Origin of the sequence: Weissella cibaria KACC 11862 (genome assembly GCF_000193635.1) — a bacterium.
GTDB lineage: Bacteria > Bacillota > Bacilli > Lactobacillales > Lactobacillaceae > Weissella > Weissella cibaria.
The window spans coordinates 1-21791 of record NZ_AEKT01000050.1; the positions used below are offsets into that span (position 1 = coordinate 1).

Sequence of the window (21791 nt, forward strand, 5' to 3'; positions counted from 1 at the left end):
CGTGACATTCTTGGTCATGTCTGCAATGTCGCCATCAACCTTTTGTTGCGCCTTTTGGATATCATCTAACGTTGACTTGTCATCAGCTGCAACCTTCTGCAAGTTATCCTTGTCAGCTTGCAACGTTGACTGATCAGCTTGGTCAGCAATGTTAGTTGGTACGTCTGCCGTCACGGTCTTTTTAGCCGTGCCGATAGCGTTCTTACGGTTGTCCTTCAACGAGTTCAAGATACCATCAATGATAGTTTGTTGCTCATTGACTTCCGTCAACGTAGTCGTACTATCGTTCTTAGAATCAACCAAGTCCTTCAACTTTGCAACAGCCGTTGACAAAGTATCTTGGTCAGCCGGTGCTAATTGCTTGATTTGGTCGATTAAATTAGTAGGCTCTTCAACAGTCGCGTTGCCCTTAGCCGTGTCCAATGCAGATTTTGCGTTAGATACGGCTTCATCCAAATCACCAAGCGCCTTATTTAAGGTATCCGTGTTTAAGTCTGCTGCATTCAAGACGTCATTAACTACCTTCTTGGCCGCCGTAACAGACTCAGAATCAGAAACCTTTGCTTCAACCATCGTATCAACGGCCGTTTGAACCTTCTTGATCGCTTCTTCAATCTTTGTCTGCGTTCCGTCAGCAATCGCTTGCTTCAAGCCATCAACTGTCAACTTAACTTCTTCATCGAGATCAACATTTGGTTGGGCCTTGTCAACTTCGTTATTTCCGTCATCAACTGCAGATTGACGCTTTTGCTCAACAATAGCAATATCATCCGCCAGCTTTTGACGAGCATCGTCAATGGCTTGCTTCGTCGCCGTCACATTGTCCTTTGATGTTAACTGGTTTAATTCCGCGACATCATCAGCAATGGATGTTGTATCTTGATCAGCATACTTATGCGCATCTGCGGTCCAAGAAGCTACAGCATCGTTGGCCGTTGTCTTTGCAGTAGCTAGTTTTGAATTTGCGTCACTAACCACTTCATTGAAATGACTTTGCGCTTTATCAATAGCACTTTGATCGTACGTTTTAGCATTTAAAGCATCATCAACAGCTTGCTTAGCTAGCTTAACGTTATCATCATCAGAAAGATTAACGGCAACAACCATTTCATCTGCCACCTTCAACTTTGCAACAGCTTGATCAATTTCAGTTTTCGTACCACTCTTCTCAATCGCCTGAACATCGTCAACTCGCTTCTTCACATCGTCGTTCTCAGAATTCTTAACAGCTGCAACCACAGTATCGGCATCTGACTTTGCTTTCGCTAACTTGGTAGTAGCGTTAGTCACTGCATCATCAAAGTTAGCCTTTGCTGTATCAGCATCCGTTTGCACATATGGGTTTGCATCGAGCGCATTATCAACAGCGTTTTTTGCAGCATTAAGTGCTTCGTCATCCGCGATATCTGTTGAAACGACCGTAGAGTCTGCAATTTTTAGTTTTGCTGCTGCTTCATCAATTTCTGATGTCGTGCCATTCTTGACTGCATCTGCTACCGTCACCAAACGTCGTTGCACTTCTTCGTCGTCAGTGTGCGCAACTGCATCGGCAGCCATGTCAGCCAATAGAACAGAACGTTTGTGCACAATATCTTCGGTTGTTGCCGTCTTATCAGCAACAGCAGCATCAAGCGCCTTCTTAGCTTCCTGAACAATAGTTCCCATGTCATCTGTTACCAGGTTACTTGCATTTTGTCCTTCCAAAACGGCGCGAGTGTGCGCGACGTCTTCAGGTGTAGCTGAGTTGCTTGTGTTTTTATCCGAAAATGATGATACTGCTGTAGCTAAATCAGCAGCACTAGTTGCCAAATCAGTCGCGTTCGCTGCCGTATTCTCAAGTTTCATCAAAGTTGAAGTAACAGCGTCAACTGTATCTAGCTTTGCAATTGTCCCTGCATCAGTCGCCGTTTTTAGTCCTGAAATAATACCATCAATTTGGTTGGAAATCTTCGTCAACTGTGTAATAGCTTGAGTAATATCATCTTTGTCTTGTTGCGTCTTAGCTGTTGCTAGTGCCGCCGTCGCCTTATCAATACTCTTCTGGACATTTTCTTTAGCCGTTTGAGCAGTTGTCACTTGCGCATCAAAAGCACCTTGATCAACCGTGTAAATAACCGTCAGATTAGTATCTGTTCCAGCAACAGCCTGCAACTTTTTGCTTGAGTCAACCTTTAAGCCTTTGATTTCGGGTGCGTCATAACTTGAAACATAGTGTCCATCAGTTTCTGCAACACTATCTTTACCACCATTAATTTGCACAGTCTCTCCAGCAAGTGCTGTTACGGTGTTTGAATTAACCAAACTGGTTGGATCGTTCTTAAACTGATAATTAATTGAAACATCATTCAACACATTCTTAGCTTGGAAGTAAGAAATTCCGCCGAAAAATGACTGACCATTTCCACCATTTCCACCAAACAATCCTAATGCCATTTGCGTCTGAACTAGCACCGTCCCCGTAACTGAACTAAGCAAATATTTATCCTTGTCAGCTTGCGAAGGTGTACCTGAAATGGCCGCAAAATTTGAGTACTCAGAGTATGTCAAGTCAGCATAAATATACGTGTGCTTCACACCATTAGCATCGGCAATTTCAATCGTCTGTAACTTACCATCGACACTCTTAGGAGTCCAGATATAGTCGAAATACACACCTTGGCTCAAATAATTTGTAAACAGAGTTGTCTTATTTGATCCATTTGCGTTTGTAACATAATATGTTATCCCCAGAGAAGAACCATCGACACCATTTTTAGCATCTGAAGCTTTTGCGTAACCGACTGTTGTTCCATCCGTTTTAACTGTTTGGCCCAGAATATCTTTAGCACCATTACCGCCATTAACCGTAGTCTTCGTTTCAGCATACAACGCACCATTTGCATTGGTTTGTCGAAGGTGGACTAATAATGGATTAACGTCTCCTGTTCGACCATAATACAAATCTCTTCCCGCAATAAGAGCGTTAGAAACACCTTCGATACCATCACTAAGGTTCAATGTCTTCAAGTTGGTTCCCATTTTTAGGGTTCCCATGTCTTCAACTGCTGTAGGCGTCATAATCATACCCACAGCTTGTCCACCACCGTATTTTCCGCCACCTTGGTTAGTTTTATTCCCAGTTGTTTCGGTATTGGTAATGTCACCCAATTTACCGTTCACAATTGGTACAACTTTATAACCACCACGTACTTCAAATGCCTTTGTAGTATCAACCTTGGTTCCGTAGGCTAACGTTCCCCCTTCATTCGTAGCTTGTGGGACGATAGCTTGCCAATCAATATCACTTTTTGAAATATTTGATGGTGTTGCTATCGGATTAAATGAATGTGCTAAATCATTTGCTACAACAATTGCGGAAGAAAGATCCGATTGATTTGTAATATACTTTCCATCAACATATGAACTATTCATTGTGATGCTACCAGTAATATCACCCGTTTGCTTAAAGTTAGGTGTAACCTGTCCAGAACCAGAATACGTTACCTCTGACTTTGCTTGCGCATTACTCGTCACGATATGAGAAGAAGCAACTAATGAGTTACTTTTTACGGACCAGGTTGCATTTTTTGGTGTTGCACTATAGGTTGAAATACCATTATCTACAGCAGTCACCGCTGAATCTGGTGTCGTCTCTGCGTCTGGCGTCGTTCCCAATGCATACGCCTTTTCGCTCTCCGTATCCTTAACCGTCACCGCATCAGCTGGCACAACCACGCTACTTGCCAATGATTGTGACACAACTGAAGAAGCGTCTGATGACACTGCAACAGACACTGATGATGTTGATGAAACTGACTCAGTCACAACTGAGCTTGCTACTGAAGATGAAACAACGACGCTACTTACGACTGATGATTCTGACGTAGCAGAAACTTCAGCGCTCACTGAAGAAGCAGGTGCTGGCGTTGCACTTGCACTTAACACAACTGAATTCGTTGTGGCGTTATTAGTTGTCTCAGCTGGTGCTTGGCTGTCAGCTACTGGTGCAACAGACGAATCTACCCCATCCGCTGATGCATCCCCAGGAACCATCATCAAGCCACCCAACAATGACAACGTGGCCATACCAGCGACTACCCAGCGCTTTCCGGCCTTGTACATTTTGTAGTGAGACTTCACTTCAAAGTTACCTTTGTTCATATTAAATTGTCGCATTATTCTCGAACCCTCTATAAATATCTCTTACTCTTTGTAAAAAACATTTTAAGTCCGAATTGTGAACAGAGTATGAATTTAGGGAATTTCACTTACAAAAAATACGATAATATGTACCATGAGCGCAACAAAAAACGCCATCCTAGTTTGGATAGCGTTTTCAGCTTAATAAGCTGTTAATGAACTTAAGATTAAGTCGACAAATTTATCGTTATCTAGCGTGGTCATCAACGTCGCATTCGGTTGCTTGCCCGTCATATTATGTTGGTCAACAACCAAGTGGCCACGCGTCAACTGCCCCTGCGTTTCAACGTCTACGTAGTAATCTACCCCGCTAAACATTGTGGGGTCAATCAAGTACGCAATTACTTCTGGGTCGTTTAACACCACCGGTGCCGTCCCACTGTAATCACCGTAATGGTCCATCAAATCTGCCGCGACTTGCGCGACTGGGTTATCAACCGAACGCATCTTAGCAACCGTTTCAGCCGTGATGACACCTTGTTCCGTCAAATCACGGGTAATCATCACAACTGGGACGCCGCTATTTACTACGATTTTTGCGGCTTCCGGATCAATTGAAAAATTGTACTCCACACCTGGGTAACGATTACCTGTGTTAATTGCCCCGCCCATCAACACGATTTTTTCAATCTTGTCGTGTAATTCTGGGTGTGCTGCCAGCAATAACGCCACATTCGTTACCGGACCACTAATCGCAATCACCATTGGTGCATCAGCTTCACGCAACGTCTTGGCCATCAATTCAATTCCTGACAATTCTGATGGCGCAAACCCTGGTTCTGGGAAGTCTGCCCCGTCCAGACCTGTAAACTCACGCCAGTTATCAGCCAAGCCAAACGGTTCAACCAATGGCTTAGCCGCGCCATGTGCGACCGGAATATCCGTGCGTCCCAATAGCGTCAACGCCTTCATCGCATTGCGTTGCACATTTTCAACTGTCTGATAAGCAACCGTCGTTGAAATTGCTTTGATGTTTACCTTATCCGTGTTCGCCAACGCCAACATCAACCCAAAGAAATCTTCATGGCCTGGGTCGCAGTCCAAAATAATATCTGTCATATCGTCATCCCCAAATTAGTTAAAGTATTGCATGTGTGGCCCTTCAGCCTTGAAGCCAGCGTCCAAAATTTCCAACTGTGTCAAGATTTGCTCGTCCGTTACTTCCTTCTCAGCCCCATGCAAAATGACGTCGACACAGTTTTGGTACATCAAGCCGTAGTTACCACGTGGCGTCTCCATCTTGTGTTCAACTGGATCACCATACGCATTGATATACGTTAACTTACCGTAGTTATCTGGATTATCGGCCCCAAAATTAGGCTCTGATGGTGAAATACCAGCCAAGATATCATTTTCTTGTGCATCCATACCATACTTAATGAATGAGCCATTCGTACCATGCAAAATGTACTTTGGATATTGGTCAGCCACCAAGAAACTCGTCTTAATCTTGGCGCGCAACTTGCCGTAGTGCAATGTCACATCAAAGTTATCGTCAACCCCTTCTGGATTCGTGACTGACTTGATGTCGTACGCCACAGCTTCTGGCTTACCCCAGAGCTTAATGATTTGGTCCAACGGGTGCACACCATAACCGTAGAAGGCACCGTCAATTTGCGTGCCTGGGTTTGAAGCTGCCCCCGGACGGAAGTAATCAAAGTGTGACTCGAATTCGATTGGTTCCCCAATAAAGCCGTGATCCAACACATATTGCAGCTCCATGAATTCACCATCGAAGCGACGATTTTGGAATGGTGTAATCAACAAGCCCTTCTCGTTTGCCAATTCAATCAATGCCTTCCCCTCGGCCACTGACGTCACGAATGGCTTTTCAACTATCACGTTCTTACCCGCTTCCAACAAACGCTTAGCAAGCTCAAAGTGAGATGGCGCCGGCGTGATAACTGACACAAATTGAATTTCCGGGTCATTCACAACCGCATCCAAATCATCCGTAAATTGAATGCCACGCGCAACCAACGCGTCCTGATCTGCCGGGCGCTTGTTCAATGATGGCGTGTAAATCGTCTTAATTTCCACATTTTCATTTTCTAACAAATATGGCAAGTGATAACGATTTGCACTGTTTCCGAAGCCTACCAAGGCCATTACTAATTTATCTGACATGTTTATTACTCCCCGAATCAATGAATTTGTTCATTTATTAACAAGGTTAATTGTAAGCGGTTGCAGTAGGATAAGCAATCAAATTCACAGAATGTTCAAAAAAAACGGCCAACTCACATCGCTGTGGACTAGCCGTTTCAAAATACTTTTTAACTCATCAGCCTACTTCTTGTAAGCCCACTTCCAGTCGAATGGTGCACCAGTTGGGTTTGAGACAACACCCTTAACTGATTGACGGTACAACGTTGCGTATGATTGGTAGTAAAGTGGTGCCACACCGACTTCCTTTTCAATCGTTTGTTCAGCCGTCTTGTAGTCGTCGTAACGCTTGTTCTCATCGTTTACATCAGTCGTCTTAGCGGCCTTTTCAGCTGCATCGTAGTCAGCGTTTGACCAGCTACCGTTGTTGAATGATGAATCAGACGTGTACAAGTCCAAGAATGTTGATGGATCACCGTAGTCAGCTCCCCATGCTGAGATTACAAGCTCAAACTTCTTATCTTGTGAGAAGGCCAAACGTTGCTTAAATGGCACTTGCTTGATATCAACGTTCAATCCTGACAAGTTCTCCAACTGTGATTGCAGGAATTGCGCCGTATTCTTAGCCTTATCCGTATCGTCAGTCAACAATTGCAAGCTAAGCTTCTTCTTGCCAACTTCCTTCAATCCTTCAGCAAACAACTTCTTAGCCTTTGACTTGTTGTAGCTAATGGCACCCTTCACAGCAGCTGACTCCGCAAAGTCCTTACCTGTGTTTGGATCCTTAGCCAAGTTCTTGGCCGTCAACGTCGTGGCTGGAGTTGCGTTACCCTTCAACACCTTGTTAGACAAAGTCTTACGGTCAATTGCGTATGACAAAGCTTGACGAATCTTAACGTTCTTAAGGGCTGGTACCTTCTTCTCATTAAACTCCAAGTAGAACGTTGAAGCCATTGGAATAACCTTGTAGTCCTTACGCTTTTGTGAGGCACGCACTTGGTCTGATGACAAGTAAGCCAAATCAAGCTTGTTCCCCTTGTACAAGTTGTAACCCGTATTTTGGTCCTTGATGGTTTGAATCTCAACCTTTGGCGTCTTCACTGCGTCAGCATCCCAGTAGTTCTTGTTCTTAACCAATGAGTACTTGTTGTTTGAGCCAGTCCAACCCTTCAATACAAACGGACCTGAAGCCAACGTGTACTTGGCTGCCGTTCCATACTTGCTACCAACCTTATCCACGAAAGCCTTGCTTTGTGGGTAGAATGGCGCCATCGTCAAAACTGACTCAAGTTGTGGCATTGGCTTTTCAAGGGTCACTTCAAGCGTTTGATCATCAAGCGCTTTTACACCCAAGTCGTCCAAGTTCTTATCCTTACCTGATTGGATTGCATCCGCATTCTTAATACCTGAGAACAAGTAGGCATATTGTGATGCCGTCTTAGGATCATTCGTACGTTGCCAACCATAGACGAAATCTTGCGCCGTAATTGGATCGCCGTTCGCCCACTTCAAGCCTGAACGCAACTTAAACGTGTACGTCAACCCATCATCAGACTTTTGCACAGACTCAGCCAAGGCCAATTCAGGCTTGTTATCCTTGCCGTTACGGTACAAACCATCACCAGTGGCTTGCAACGCATCGAAGTCAACCGATGCTGTTGCCTTTGATGGATCAGCGGTTCCCAAGTCAGCCGTTTCCATCCAGTTAATCGTCTTATACGTTGCTGCTCCTGCAGACAATGATGCCAAGGCTGATCCCAAAATCAATGCCGTTGACAACAAAGCTGAAGTCTTCACTACCTTATTCATAATTCGTTCCCCGTTTCACTTGCACTTATATTATGTTCATTAGAATACTATGAGAAATAGTAAGTGTCAACAACGTTATTCTTTAATTTCTCATTTTATCCAATCTAAACCCCATAAAACGCCCGTATAAAGGCTTTTATCAAAATGAGAAACCTTTTAATTTGTCAGAAAACCTGACATTGGAAGTCTGAATTACGCAAAAAAAGTACGGCTGTGCAATCGCATCAGCCGTACTTTTTAATCTATTATTTGATTTCCCAATCGTCCAATGAATCGACTTCATGGGTTGGCTGTTTGTCAGCCGCGGCAACTTGCTCTTTCGTTGAAACACCTGTATAGACCAGCAATGTATCAATGTCAGCATTAATTCCCGCCAAGATATCCGTATTGTAATTGTCACCAACCATAACCACTTGGTCAGCTGTCAAACCAGTTCGACGCAATGCGCCAGCCATGATAATGGTTTCTGGCTTACCAATGACAACCGGCTTTTGTTGTACCGCTGTTTGCAAAGCAGCCACCAACGTACCGGCACCAGGTAACATCCCCCGTTCATTGGGCAAGTTTGTATCAACGTTGGTTGCAACGAACTTCGCACCATGCTGAATAGCAAGGGTGGCTTGTACTAACTTCTCATAGTTAATATCACGATCCAAACCAATAGCAACCGCATCAGCTGGTCCTTCGCTCACTAACTCAAAGCCCTTTGCTTCCAAAGCCACCTGCAAGCCGATTTCACCGATCATCAAGACACGCTTAACGTCTCCTAACTCAGCCAAATAATCGGCCAAAGCCATTGCACTCGTGTAGACTTGCTCTGCCGTCGTGGGAATATCGTGATTATCCGTTAAATTGGCAGCCACTTCATCAGGTGTCTTCGTTGAATTGTTCGTCACAAACAGATATTGCGATGACGATTCAGCCAAGCGTTCAATGAACCGTTTCCCAGCTGGAAAGCGCTTCGTCCCTTGGTAAATCGTCCCGTCCAAGTCAATAAAATATCCATCGTAGTGTTGTGCCATGTTAACTGATTATCCCTTCGTTTCTGTGGTTTGTCGTTCGCGAATCTGGAAACGCCGGCGCTTTTTATGTCCCTTCGTTTCAACAGTATTCGCCCGTTCCTTCACATGCTTGGCCTTATTACCAGCCGGCTTCGTCTTCTCAGCCACTGCCGGTCCCTTTGGCTTACTCTTGTGATGCTGGTTATTACCGCCATCTTTGTTATTTGAATGGTTCGTATTGGTATTTGAACGGCGTTGACGACGACGCTTACGATGAACCGGTTGTTGTTCATCTTCGCCTTCATCAACATCATGTGGTTCAAGGTTTTCCAACACAAAATATGGTGCCCCAAAATTAACTTCTTCATATAAGTAGTCTTGTAGGGCAGAAATTTGTTGGCTACGGGCGACACCAGTAGCGCCATCCTTATAAAAGCCATGTAGCCGCAATTGATCAGCTGCAATGTCACCAACTAGAAAATCATATTTTTCGAGGAAGTCACTAAATCGGGCCGCCATTTTTTGTTGATCATAAGCTTCCCGGTAGTTATGGACTAACCGGTAACTCCGTTCATTGATAAAAATGACATCAGATGTTTCACCAGTTGTGATAGTTGTTGCTTCTTGGCGCTTAATAAATTGCTCCTCAGCAAGTTCTTTCATCCGTTCGCGATCCATGTTGTGGGCCTCCTTTCTGCTGTATTTTATTTAAGGTGTAAACGTGTCAGCCAAATAGGCCGCAAAGTCCTCACGAATTACTGTATCATATGACATCACGTTCTGTCCCGCAATTTCCAAAGTTGGGAAATACGGAATAAACATGTAATGGTCTAAGCCACCAATTGTATACGTGGCCGCCATATCGAGTGGCTGGCCTTTCACGAGAACATCCCCATTCGCCAAGACGGTTAGTCCCGCCCATACAACTTCACCCCAGGCCTCGCCACGGAAACCCATGCCTTTTAGTCGATTAGGCCGTAAGAAGTTACGGTTCTTTTCAATTTCATGAGCCAGACGCCACAAATCACGCCCTGCCAACGTTGAACGCATCGGGTGCACCGCATGTGGTAACAAAGCGTGCAAATCCTTTGCAGTGACTAAGCCAGCAGGTAAATCATGCAGAAACAAGCCCGTCGATAACATCGCCACATCAGTGTGTGTGCGTTGCATCAGGGCCGCTAGTCCCAAATCAATCAAGCGATGTTCACCACGAATATCCGTTGTGTACGCCGTTGGTAGGTCTGCAATCACCCGCTTCGCTAGTTGTTGCTCACCACTAGTTTGATACCCGGCAATCTCAATCTCATCTTCACGCACGGCTGGCAAATCATCCGTGACTACTGTACGGGCCTGCATGTGGACCAACTTGCCGTCTTCAATTTCTAATTCAATTCGGCCGATATGATCCCCGTAACGCCCGGCCGCCGCGATTAATGAATTACCGCGTTTCTCACCATGTTCCAACAAATGGTGCGTGTGGGCACCGATAATCACGTGCAATTCTGGGTAATGCTCGGCCAAGTACCGGTCAGTTGGTAGGCCTAAGTGTGATAACAAGATATTGATATCTGTTTTACCAGCCAATTCCGGCAAAATGCGCTGTAACGCACTGTCAATTTCTTCTGGCATCCAATTTAACAACGGTAGGGTCAAAATAAACGGCGCCGTGAACCCGAGTACGCCAATCCGAGTACCCTGTGGCGTCGTAATAATGCGGTAAGCTACTGCCCAATCCGGAATATTACCGGTCGTTTTATCCGTGATGTTACCTAAAACAACTGGAAAATTGGCCTGGTCATACAAGTGATTTAAATCATCATGCGCTAAACCTAAGCCCTCGTTATTACCAATTGTCACGGCATCATAGCCAACTTCATTCATCAAGGCCACGTTGGCTTGCCCCATCGTGGCTTCAGTTAGGGGGTGTTGGCGATCCAAAAAATCACCAATATCAAACGTCAAGACGCTATAGCCATCGCGTCGTAACTGACGTTTGCGCGTTAATAAATAGCGCCGGATTTTAGGCCAACGCTCTAAATGCGAGTGTAAGTCATTCGTATGTAAAATCGAAATTTTATCTCGCATCTAGTTACCTCCGCTTGGCGAAATCATCATGCTTTCGTTGAATAATTAATTCAATTTCGTTCATTGTTAAGGGTGTGCTCCAGGCTGGCCGTTCATCAGCCATCAAGTAATCCAAATCAGCACTATCCACACCGACATTAATATTTTCTTGGACTGGCACGCTGTAGTGGTGAATGTGGCCGTGCAAATTAATGCTACTTGGTGTTTGACCAAACATCATTGGATAGTGCGTCAAAAAGAATTGGTGGTGATTAGCCTTAATAATACGACCAACATCCTCAAATTCATACTTAGGCTTACCGTCTGATAGGACTGGATTGTGGGCGGCCAAATACTTAAACAACGCTCGTGAATCATGATTTCCCTTGATAATCACAATGTGTCCGTTTAATTGTTCCAAGATGCCCGCAATCATTTCATGCCCTAGTTTGGCTGGCCGGATGTGGTTCACCATGGCAATATCGCCCAAATGGTAAACCGTGTCCGTTTCACCAACCCGGTCATTCCAGGCCTTAATCATTGCAGGGTGCTCATCTTCTAAGAAGTTAAATGGGCGAGGTGCAAAATTATTACTTTGCAAAAGTTCTTCATGGAAGAAATGCGTATCAGAAGTAAAATATTCCATTTTTCTCTAACCCTCTTTTAGCGGAGTCGTCCGCCATCATAACTATTAATCCACTTTTCAAACGCAGCAAAATCTTCAGGAAAAGCATTTACGCCACCAAAGCGTAAGACATCTGGTTGATCATCGAACTGAACAATCAAGCCCCATTCATCGGTTGTGCCTGGTTGCACTTGCCGATAATCCGCCTGCCAATTTGGCAAAGTTGCCATTAATTTCCTTTCGATGTTTGGCCATTGAAAGGAAACGTCTTGCCACATTGTCGCAAATTGGCGCCACTTGGCATTTGTGGGTTGCTCACGCATAAAGACAAATGTTGGATCCGTGACATCCATAATCGGCGCATTCATTGTCGCAGGTACGCGCAAATAAAAAGCGTGCTGATCGGTCTGCTTCGCGTAAATATAATCAAATCCCGTCGCTAAATTACCACGATAAAATTCAAAATATTGTAGTGCCATCTTATTTATCAATCACAATCAAGTCAGTTGGGATACCTGCCGTCAAGTTTTCAAACCCGTCGGCCGTCACGACAACATCATCTTCAATCCGCACGCCACCCTTGCCAGCAACATAAATACCTGGCTCTATTGTTAATAGCATGCCTTCACGGACAACGTCTTCAGCTGGTGAACTAGCTGACAAGATTGGACCTTCGTGAATATCCAAACCAATGCCGTGACCTGTGGCGTGGTTGTACTCCTTGCCATAACCAGCTTCCGTGATAATATCACGGGCAACCGCATCCAATGTCGCATTCGCAACACCTGGCTTTACAGCGTCAATCGTGGCGCGTTGCGCAGCCAACGTCACGTCATAAATGCGCTTTGATTCTTCATCGAGCTCACCAAACGCTAACGTACGTGTGATGTCTGACGTGTATCCATCGACAAAGTAACCAAAGTCAATCGTCACTAACTCACCCGCCGCAATTGGCTTATCTGAGTATGTGCCGTGTGGCAAAGCACCACGGTACCCCGAGGCCACAATCGTATCAAATGAGGCTTTGTCAGCCCCCTTTTCCTTGATAATGCGATCTAACAAGTTCGCCACTTCGCGTTCTGTCATGCCAACGTGCAACTGCGGTACCATCTCATTAAAAGCTGCCACTGCGACGTCAGCTGAACGGCGCAACTTAGCTAACTCATCAGCATCTTTTACTTCTCGAATGGCTTCAAGTAGCGCAGGTACCGGTGCGATATCGACACCAACAAAGTTTTCATCAAGGTAATCAAAGTCGCGGAATGGTAGCGTGTCTTCGAAGCCCAAGTTTTCAATCTTAAAGCGCTTTGCAGCAGCCATTGCCACACCCCAGTAATCACGGGTAACCAACAGTTGCGTGCCTTCATCGAGGCGCTCACGATATTCTTCTTCGTAGCGGGCATCCGTAATCAAGGCGGCATTTTCACGACCGATTAGAACCAAGCCGTCACCCGTGCCACCTTCAAAACCAGTCAAGTAACGCATGTTTGTCCCATCAGCAATAATCATCCCGTCGATTCCCAGCGGTTCGAATAGGCGACGGACATTTTCAATTCGTGTGTTCATCAGCATTTTCCTCGTTTTCTTAATGTTTCCATTATAGCAAATTGTCATAGGCTCCGACCGGATATGGTCAGAATGACACGCAATATTGATCTCGTCCCGGAAATTTCAACCTTTCGACTATTTGGGAACTTTTACAAATTTAGATGCGATACGTCTTATACTAAATAACGTTGAGATATGGGATACCATATCCAAACGTATCGAGAACTCTCTAACTCTTTCTTCTCATTTGATACGATTCGGCCAGCAACTACTACCCCTAGATGTTGGCCACGAAAACAATACATAAAAAGGCCAGAGCACGATAACCCGCTCTGGCCTTTTGTGTGTCTATTTAATTGTTATCGTGTCACTTGCTTGCAAATCAGCGACTGCCGACCAGTCGATCGTTACCCCTAATCCTGGGGTACTCGGTACCGGTAATCGGCCGGCCACAATTTCAGGTTGTGCTAACACAATGTCTCGTTCGAAGTACCGTGATGCACTTGAACTATCCGCTGGCACTTGGCGTGTCGCTGGCATTGAAGCCAACGCTAGGTCGACTGCCCGGCCGACACCGGAACTCAGCATGCCACCAATCCACGGAATTTTATCCACCACTGAAATCTGATGGATTGCCTGTAATGTCGGCCAAATCCCACCAACCTTGGCTTGTTTGAGCGTAAATGCATCAGCAATTGCTAATCCTCGCGTAATATCCGCCAAATCATTTAAGGATTCATCCAAACTAATATGCAACTGCGTTAACTGTTGTTGTGCAATCTGGTGTGCCTGCCAAGCGTCGGTCGCAAACGGTTGCTCAATCATGAAAACCCCTGCTTGTTCAAGCGCCCATAGTCGATCCATCATCGCCGGTTGCCAGCCGGCATTCGCATCAACAGAAAATAGTTGGTCCGGAAAAGCTGCTAAAACGGTCTGAAGTTGTTGTAAGTCCGTAGCGACAGCCAGTTTCAACTTAATTCTTTGATACCCTTGGGCAACTGCCGCTGCAATGGCCCGTTGGGTAGCTTGGGCATCAGTCTGAATACCAATCGCAATTCCTACCGGCACAGTTGCACCGACCCCGCCAATCATTTGCTGTAATGATTGGCCCTGTTGTTTACCCTGAATATCCCATGCCGCCATTTCAAGCGCGGCCTTGGCAAAGGAGAATCGGATTTGCGTTTGTAGCCAATTACTGAGTGTCGTTGCGGAATCAAATGTCTGTCCCAACATCAAGTGACTTAGTCGTTGCACCTCAGCTAGCGATTCAGCCTGAGATTCTGGCGCATAAGCATGATCAATAAACGACTGGATATCACCAAAGCCAGTTATACCATCGGTTGTGGTGACCGCCACCAAAGTTAATGGCCGCTCATAGGTCACATCATGCGCCGTTTTGAATGGCGATTTCAAGCGTAACTGTAATGGGTACAAGGTGATGGCTGCAATTTGCATCGTTACACCTCAGCTTGCAAGGCAGCAACGACGGCAGCACCGTTTTCGAAATGCACGTTATGCCCCGCACCAGGCACAATTACCCGGCGGACATTTGGTAACCGAGTCGCCATGTCGGCGTTCAGACGGTCAAACTTTTGATCATTTTCACCGGTAATCAATGTCACGGGTACTAGCAAGGTTGCCAAACCATCCCAATAATTTGGCATTGCTCCCGTGCCGAAATAACGTAGTGAATTGGCAACATTAGCCGCCGTTTGATTAACCCGTTGCTCATGCATAAATTGCTGTTGCGTTAGTGACAACTGTTGTTGACTCGCAAACAACGGTAACTGTTCCCAATCTGCCACAAATTTTGCCATGCCAGCTGTTTCAATCCGCTGGGCTTTTTCAGCATCTGCCGCCACCCGTGCCTGTCGCGCGTCAATATCGGCCAACCCGGCCGTGCCACTTTCTAGGTACAAATGAGACACATAAGCTGGCTGCATCATCGCAAAAGCTAGCGCTAGCCGTGCGCCCATTGAGTAACCAACTAACCGAATATCGTGTAAGTCAAATAAATCGAACAAGGCGACTAGGTCTTTGACTTGATTTTCAGCTGAAAAACGTGGCGCGTCCGCAACAACTGGGGCCTGATTCCCAAATCCTAACAAGTCAATGTAAACTCGCGTGCCTTGCGGAGCAATTTGCTCGAATTCCGCATAACTACCCATGAAACCATGAAAGAACACCCAGGTTGGCTTTCCTTCACCTACAATCCGAACGTGATAAGGATAATCATTAATAATAGCTGTCTTATCCATGGAAAGCCTCACGTAGTTTTGCCAACAATGCGTCGTGTTCTGCGACGTTAGCTTCGCGATTACTCTTAATTTCAAGCAAACGCAATCCCTGAGCGGGTTGGGCTAACAATTCACGTAATCGTGCCTGGTCGGCAACCAATTCATAATCCGCGTGATAAAGTTTAGCCACATCCGCAATCTCAAATGGTAATGGCGTCCCAAACATTGGTTCGAAAAAGGCCTTCGCTGCTGCTTGTGGCAAGAATGAGAAGATTCCGCCACCCTGGTTGTTAACCACCACAATGGTCAAATCTAATTGTGCCTGATGTGCCATCATCAACCCATTCATATCATGGAATAACGTCAAATCACCAGTCAAGAACGTTGTTGGCTTGCCGGTCATGGCCATACCAAAAGCTGTTGAGACTGTCCCATCAATTCCGTTCGCCCCACGGTTCGCCATCACCCGAATTGCTTGCGTTGGCATAAAGTAATTATCCATATCCCGAATTGGCATTGAATTGGCCACGAACAATTGGCTATCAGCCGGCAAACTCGTCATCGCTAATGGCAAGGCCACTTCTGTCATGTCAGTTGATGCAATCGGCTTTGTCAACGTGGTCTTCACCGTTTGCCAACGCGCTAAAAAGGCAACGCTATCGCTGCCTGGCTCAGCCAGCAAATCAGCAATCAAGCCCATCTCATCAACGGCGACCGTAATTTCGGCTTGTCGTGAGTGGTCATGGCCGGCCACATTTTGACCAACTTGAATAACTTGCACGTCATTGGCCCGCAACCAAGCGACAACTCGTGCAGAAACCGGTGTGCCACCAAATCGGATAACCACTTCTGGCACCAAATCATCAGCCAACACATCAGCCTCAAGCAAAGCATCAATCCCATTAATCGCATGATCACTTGGACGAACCCCGCTCAACACATCCGCCAAAATGGGTAACTTAAAGTGATTCGCGAATCGTTCAAATTGGGTGGCATCCCAAGTCATTTCATCAGGTCCTGCTAACACCATTGCCCGCTTATCACGGAGTAAGGCCGCAATGCCTTGCACCGTTTGCCAGTCGGCCCGCGTTTGACCAGTAATGATATGCTGGGCCACCACTGCTGGCCACGTTGCACCCAAGTCAGGCATCAAGGGCTTGCGCAACGGCAAGTTAATCTGCACCGGCCCTGCTGGTGCAGTCACTGCTGTCACCACCATCTGTTGCACACGATAGTCAATATAACGTGTCACATCAGCATGCGCATCTTGCATCTCAACAGCCACAAAATCCTTGATATTATCCCCATATAGGTTCGTTTGGTTGACCGTTTGTGGTGCACCAATCGCTTGTAACTCGGCTGGGCGATCGGTTGTTAACGCAATCAATGGGACGTGTGACACGTGGGCTTCCATCATGGCTGGTAAATAATTAGCCGTTGCCGTTCCTGATGTCGCTAATAATGCAACGGGTTGGTGCATCGTCTTTGCCATTCCTAACGCGAAGAAGGCTGCTGACCGTTCATCAACGTCTACCGTGACACGCACATCATCGCGGACGTGTTGCATCTCAGCTAACAACAAAGCAAATGGCGTCGTTCGTGATCCTGGTGATACCACAAACTCATGAACACCTTGTGCAACCAAACTACCTAACAGGTGTTTAATATTCGTCGTCAAAACTTCATTTGCCATCTACTTATCTTGCTCCTTCAATAAATTCATCATTGGGGTCATCTTCAGCCCCGTTTCTTCAAATTCAGCTTGTACATCTGAGTCCGCTAAAATACCGGCACCGGCAAATAACGTCGCTGTCTGTTGCTTCAGCCACATCGACCGAATACCAACAATCATTTCGCCATCGCCATCCGGCTTCACCACGCCAATTGGACCTGCAAACAGACCACGGGGGTGCTGCTCAATCGTCCGAATCGTTGCCATTGCCCAGTCAACAGGCTTACCACCAAGCGCTGGCGTTGGGTGCAAACGTTCAGCAAGGGACAATACCGTGTTGTCACCATTTAATTGCCCCGCAATCGGCGTGTACAAGTGTTGGACCTGTGGGTTCTTCATGATTTGTGGTCCATCTGGTAACGTCAAAGTGGCCACATCTTGCAAGCGCGACACAATCGTTTCAACTACATACGCATGCTCTTGCAAGTTCTTGGGGTCTTGTAAGAGCTCAGTTGCCAAACGCGCATCTTCCGCTTCATCAGCGCCTCGACGAATCGTTCCGGCAACACCAGCCGTTTCAAACTGACCGCGGTTAACTTTTGCCAGGCGTTCCGGGGTTGCTGACACAAACACCTCATCCCCCCGCTTCAACACGAAGTGGTAACTATTGGGTTGTTGCGTCGCAAGGTCGGCTAGCAACGTCGCTAAATTCAACTCACCCGTTAACCTAACTTGTCGTTGCCGGCCTAGCACCACTTTTTGGTGGTTGGGATTTTGCTGCATGTCATCAACTGCCGTTTGGACCCGATCTGGCCAATCGCGTTCATCCGTTTGGCTTATAATCGCTGGCCCAGCTATGGGTGTCGGTGCCCCGAACGGATCCGTTTCACGTCCCCATAAATGTTGATCTGTAATGTCGTATAGCACTTCCGGCAACACGAAATAACCATTCATTAGTGCGCTATCTGTAACGGATTGTTCATCGAATGAAAAGCCACCAAAGACTGGGTAACGTTGTTCACGTGCCCATGCTGCCACGTCTTGAAAATCCGCTCCAAACTTCTCTTCACGGACACCAAAACCATAGTAGCGTGTTCGCTTATCAGCCGTCGCAAAATAGACGGCATGTTCAGACCGATCAAACCGATCGCGTAACTGTTTTTCAGTTGGAAAGCTCATCTCAAACACCTCACTGTTTTTCGCTTATTCCAGTATATCCTACCTAGCAAGGGTGCAACACCCAAAATAAAAAGACCAACTGCAACTGCAATTGATCTGATTAATTATTTTGTTGCGAATCCCTTATCATGCAAATGTTGCGTTGCCAGGCTGTTGTCCTTCGCAGTTGTCGCAACCATTTTCATATTATGCTCTGTCCAGTCTTCGTCGATGCCCCGACCGGCAAAATACTCACGCATGGTGTCGTTGTACGTGGCCACAGCACCTTCCAATGCTGCTTGATCATACTTGTCCGTCATCCAGAAGCCACCTTTAACGGGTAACTTAGGCTTCACCCCAGGTTCCTGGTCAGGATACCCCAACGACAAGCCCATCACTGGCTTCACAAACTTTGGCAACTGTAACGTATCCTGTAGGAAATCAAGTGGACGTACCGCCCCAGCCATCGTCACCGCGCCAAGGCCCACCGCGTTAGCTGCCAAAACAGCATTCTCTAAGGCAATCCCCGCTGAAATCAAAGCACCCTCGGTCATGTTATACCACGCCAAGTTTTCTGCCATTACAGCAGCTTGTTCTGGCGTTGCACCAACAAACAGCTTGTTGTAATCAATCGCCAAGACGAAGAACCGTGGTGCGCCAGCGATATACCGCATCCCCACCCGTTCCGTAATTTCATCCTTCACAGCTTGATCAGTAATCTCAATGAACGTCACTGGTTGAAAGTTATTCATATTCGGACCTGATGCAGCGGCTGACAAGACCGTCATCACCAGCTCATCTGAAACGGGTTCATCTTTAAAAGCCCGAATTGATGCGCGATTCGACAAAATTTTAAATACATCGTTTTCCATGGTTGACCTCAATATCTCAAATTATTATCTTAATAGCCTACCATAATTTGAAAACGATTTCATAATTACTTACTCAAACTGCGCATCATACAACGTCTTATAAACACCATTTTGGGCAAGCAACTCATCGTGTGAACCGCGTTCTACAATTTCGCCCTCGTTCAACACAACAATTTGATCAGCATTATGCACTGTACTCAAGCGGTGCGCAATCACAATTGTCGTCTTGTGTGTCATTAAATTATCCAAGGCGTGCTGAATAATTTTTTCTGACTCGTTATCCAACGCAGCCGTTGCTTCATCAAGAATAACAATTTCAGCATCCTTAACCAAAGCACGCGCAATTGACAAGCGCTGCTTTTGACCACCAGACAACTTCACGCCACGCTCACCGACAGTCGTTGCCATACCATCTGGCAAGCCACGAATGAAGTCCGCAATCGCGGCTCGTTCAGCAGCATCCCACAACTTGTCATCAGACACCTCACCTGAGCCATAACGGATGTTGTCCGCAATTGTCCCATCGACAATCGTCACGTCCTGACTGACGATTGAAATATGTTGCCGCAAATCACGAATATCAATTGCTTCAATTTTCGTATCATCAAACAAGATGTCACCACCCGTTCGTTCATAAAAGCGGGTCAAAAGTCGAATTAGCGTTGACTTACCAGCACCAGAACGGCCAACCAAAGCCGTTGTCTTGCCCGCTGGAATTAACAAGTTAATGCCATTAAGCGATGCAACTCGTTCTTGATCATAACTAAATGACACGTTTTGCAAATCGATACCGGTTTGCAAGGGACTTGGGAACGCGACTGGTTCAGACGCGTTCTTAATTTTCTCCTCAGCACCCATAATATCTTTGATACGGTCATATGAGACTTGTGCCGTTTGGAGCATATTTAATAGCCGTGAGAATGACCGAATTGGATCTTGCAATAATGATAGATAACTCAAGTAGGCCACTAATTGACCAACCGTCATGTGCCCTTTAATAACTAACCAACCACCAAATGCCAACACAATCGCTGTTCCAACTGTATTAATAAAGTTAACTAAGGGTTGGAAAATCGCCTGCCACCGGGTCGCTTCCAATTGATAACCATTTTGTGCTTCAACGACGTCTCGGAAACGAGCGGTTTCTTCGTCTTCCGTTGTATAGCTCTTAATCAGCTCAATCTCTGTGATGGTGCCCTGCAACTGATTCGAAATTTGCGAACTCGTAGCGCGTACCTTGGTGTAGGCTTCACGAATCTTACTACGGAAGTAACGAATCGTCACAAAGAGCACCGGAAAGGTTACTGTCACCATCAAGGCTAGTTGCCAGTCCTGCAAAAACAAAAACGTTAAGACAGCGACGAATGTAAAAATATTACCAATAATGCCAAAACTGTCTGAACTAATCAGGTTTTGCAAGTTACTAATATCGCTGGTTAACCGAACCATCAAATCACCCGTCTTGGCGTTTTGAAAATAGTCATAATCCTGCTTCAAGATACGGTTATAAGTCTGCAACCGTAAATCCGTAATTGAACGTTGCGACAGCATCTGCATCAAATAGGTCGACACGAACGTCACGACACCCAACGCTAGCGTTGTCAAAATCAGTAGCCCAACCTGGACCGCCAACGAGTGGATGTTCTTAAGCGCCACGGCGTGATCAATCACATGTTGTGTAAACTGAGGCACCACAAAATTAAGCCCGGCAATAATTACCAGCAAGGCCACATTCAAAACAAGCAATGATTTGCGCTTCAATACACTGCCAAAAACAAACTTTAACATCTCACCAAGGGTGGTATCCGACTCCTTCAGATACGCTTTAACCTCAGCTGGACTCATGCGTCCACGATTCATCATATCTCTCACCTCACTTATTCCAGCAACTATCTTACCACTTACAAAAAGTGTGAGCGCAAAAAAGAACTTATTTAAGTTACGCTGAAGGTAAAGCGCTTACAATTTAACTATACAAAAAGTGAACAACAACCTTGGAGGTACGATTATGATTCGAACTATTGGTAACCGTGTAATGGCATCTTTCATGGCTGTAAAGGCCAGCTTGCTGACATTTGTTCTTTTCGCAATTTAACTAATCTTAGCCCGTCCTGACGCACAGCGTTGGGGCGTTTTTTTATTTATCGGTTTTTGGGTTTGTGCGCGTCGTGCTAGCGTACGAGGCGTGGGTGTGGGGGATTGGCTTCGACAAAGATGACAGCTGGGAAACTCCGCCGGCGCGAGCACCGGCTAGCACCCAACTAATTGTGTTAAGAGTCTGGGTCCGTTCGCTTTATCTAACCGGCGGTCGGCCGAACTTGTGAGTTCCCCACCTGTCATCGCTACGCCAATCCCCCACACCCACGCCAGCATCCGAGATATTCTCGGTTTGTTTGATGGCCATCATTAGGTCGGCCGGGTCAACTTATGATTCACATCAATATTTTAGTAGCCATTTGACAACTTCAGACATCAGAGAACATCTTGACTGTCGCAACCAAATTCAACGACAATACCAAT

Annotated in this window: 16 protein-coding genes; all 16 read right to left on the reverse strand. The window is 46.0% G+C overall.

Translation table 11 applies throughout. From position 1 onward, the window contains the following. Window positions 1–4155: KxYKxGKxW signal peptide domain-containing protein (locus tag ESE_RS11710; protein WP_010375066.1), on the reverse strand; the 4155-nt coding region annotated here is incomplete at its 3' end. A gap of 165 nt (window positions 4156–4320) precedes the next feature. Continuing rightward, window positions 4321–5238 carry a nucleoside hydrolase gene (locus ESE_RS0110440; protein WP_010375067.1) on the reverse strand — a complete coding sequence of 306 codons (918 nt, stop codon included), beginning with the start codon at window positions 5236–5238 and terminating at the stop codon, window positions 4321–4323. 15 nt (window positions 5239–5253) lie between these two features. Then, window positions 5254–6306: an oxidoreductase gene (locus ESE_RS0110445; RefSeq protein WP_010375069.1), complete on the reverse strand. Its 1053-nt coding sequence runs from the start codon at window positions 6304–6306 to the stop codon at window positions 5254–5256. Between the two features lie 162 nt (window positions 6307–6468). Further along, entirely contained in the window at window positions 6469–8094 is a 1626-nt protein-coding gene (locus ESE_RS0110450) for a peptide ABC transporter substrate-binding protein (RefSeq protein WP_010375070.1), read from the reverse strand. 245 nt (window positions 8095–8339) lie between these two features. Further along, on the reverse strand, window positions 8340–9116 hold the full coding sequence (locus ESE_RS0110455) for a TIGR01457 family HAD-type hydrolase (RefSeq protein ID WP_010375071.1): 777 nt from the start codon (window positions 9114–9116) through the stop codon (window positions 8340–8342). A gap of 9 nt (window positions 9117–9125) precedes the next feature. Next, window positions 9126–9773 carry a YutD family protein gene (locus tag ESE_RS0110460; RefSeq protein WP_010375072.1) on the reverse strand — a complete coding sequence of 216 codons (648 nt, stop codon included), beginning with the start codon at window positions 9771–9773 and terminating at the stop codon, window positions 9126–9128. Between the two features lie 30 nt (window positions 9774–9803). Next, a complete protein-coding gene (locus ESE_RS0110465; protein ID WP_010375073.1) occupies window positions 9804–11180 on the reverse strand; it encodes a bifunctional metallophosphatase/5'-nucleotidase in 1377 nt (458 codons plus the stop codon). Window positions 11181–11184: 4 nt separating this feature from the next. Then, a complete protein-coding gene (locus ESE_RS0110470; RefSeq protein ID WP_010375074.1) occupies window positions 11185–11805 on the reverse strand; it encodes a metallophosphoesterase family protein in 621 nt (206 codons plus the stop codon). A gap of 17 nt (window positions 11806–11822) precedes the next feature. Then, the gene (locus tag ESE_RS0110475; RefSeq protein ID WP_010375076.1) at window positions 11823–12263 is read right to left on the reverse strand and encodes a hypothetical protein; all 441 of its coding nucleotides are present in this window, start codon (window positions 12261–12263) and stop codon (window positions 11823–11825) included. A 1-nt stretch (window position 12264) separates the two neighbouring features. Continuing rightward, window positions 12265–13350 (reverse strand): M24 family metallopeptidase, encoded by a 1086-nt coding sequence (locus ESE_RS0110480; RefSeq protein ID WP_010375077.1) that lies wholly within the window; start codon window positions 13348–13350, stop codon window positions 12265–12267. A gap of 330 nt (window positions 13351–13680) precedes the next feature. Beyond that, window positions 13681–14787 carry an enolase C-terminal domain-like protein gene (locus ESE_RS0110485; RefSeq protein WP_010375078.1) on the reverse strand — a complete coding sequence of 369 codons (1107 nt, stop codon included), beginning with the start codon at window positions 14785–14787 and terminating at the stop codon, window positions 13681–13683. A 2-nt stretch (window positions 14788–14789) separates the two neighbouring features. Beyond that, window positions 14790–15590, reverse strand: coding sequence for a 2-succinyl-6-hydroxy-2,4-cyclohexadiene-1-carboxylate synthase (gene menH, locus ESE_RS0110490; RefSeq protein WP_010375079.1), 801 nt, complete (start codon window positions 15588–15590; stop codon window positions 14790–14792). Beyond that, window positions 15583–17262 carry a 2-succinyl-5-enolpyruvyl-6-hydroxy-3-cyclohexene-1-carboxylic-acid synthase gene (gene menD / locus ESE_RS0110495; RefSeq protein ID WP_010375080.1) on the reverse strand — a complete coding sequence of 560 codons (1680 nt, stop codon included), beginning with the start codon at window positions 17260–17262 and terminating at the stop codon, window positions 15583–15585. Before menD ends, menH begins: the two co-directional genes overlap by 8 nt. Then, window positions 17263–18420, reverse strand: a complete 1158-nt coding sequence (locus ESE_RS0110500; RefSeq protein WP_010375081.1) for an isochorismate synthase — start codon at window positions 18418–18420, stop codon at window positions 17263–17265. It abuts the gene before it with no gap. A 104-nt stretch (window positions 18421–18524) separates the two neighbouring features. Beyond that, the gene (locus ESE_RS0110505) at window positions 18525–19271 is read right to left on the reverse strand and encodes a nitroreductase family protein (RefSeq protein WP_010375083.1); all 747 of its coding nucleotides are present in this window, start codon (window positions 19269–19271) and stop codon (window positions 18525–18527) included. Between the two features lie 69 nt (window positions 19272–19340). Next, window positions 19341–21134, reverse strand: coding sequence for an ABC transporter ATP-binding protein (locus tag ESE_RS0110510; RefSeq protein ID WP_010375085.1), 1794 nt, complete (start codon window positions 21132–21134; stop codon window positions 19341–19343). Between the last annotated feature and the right edge of the window lie 657 nt (window positions 21135–21791).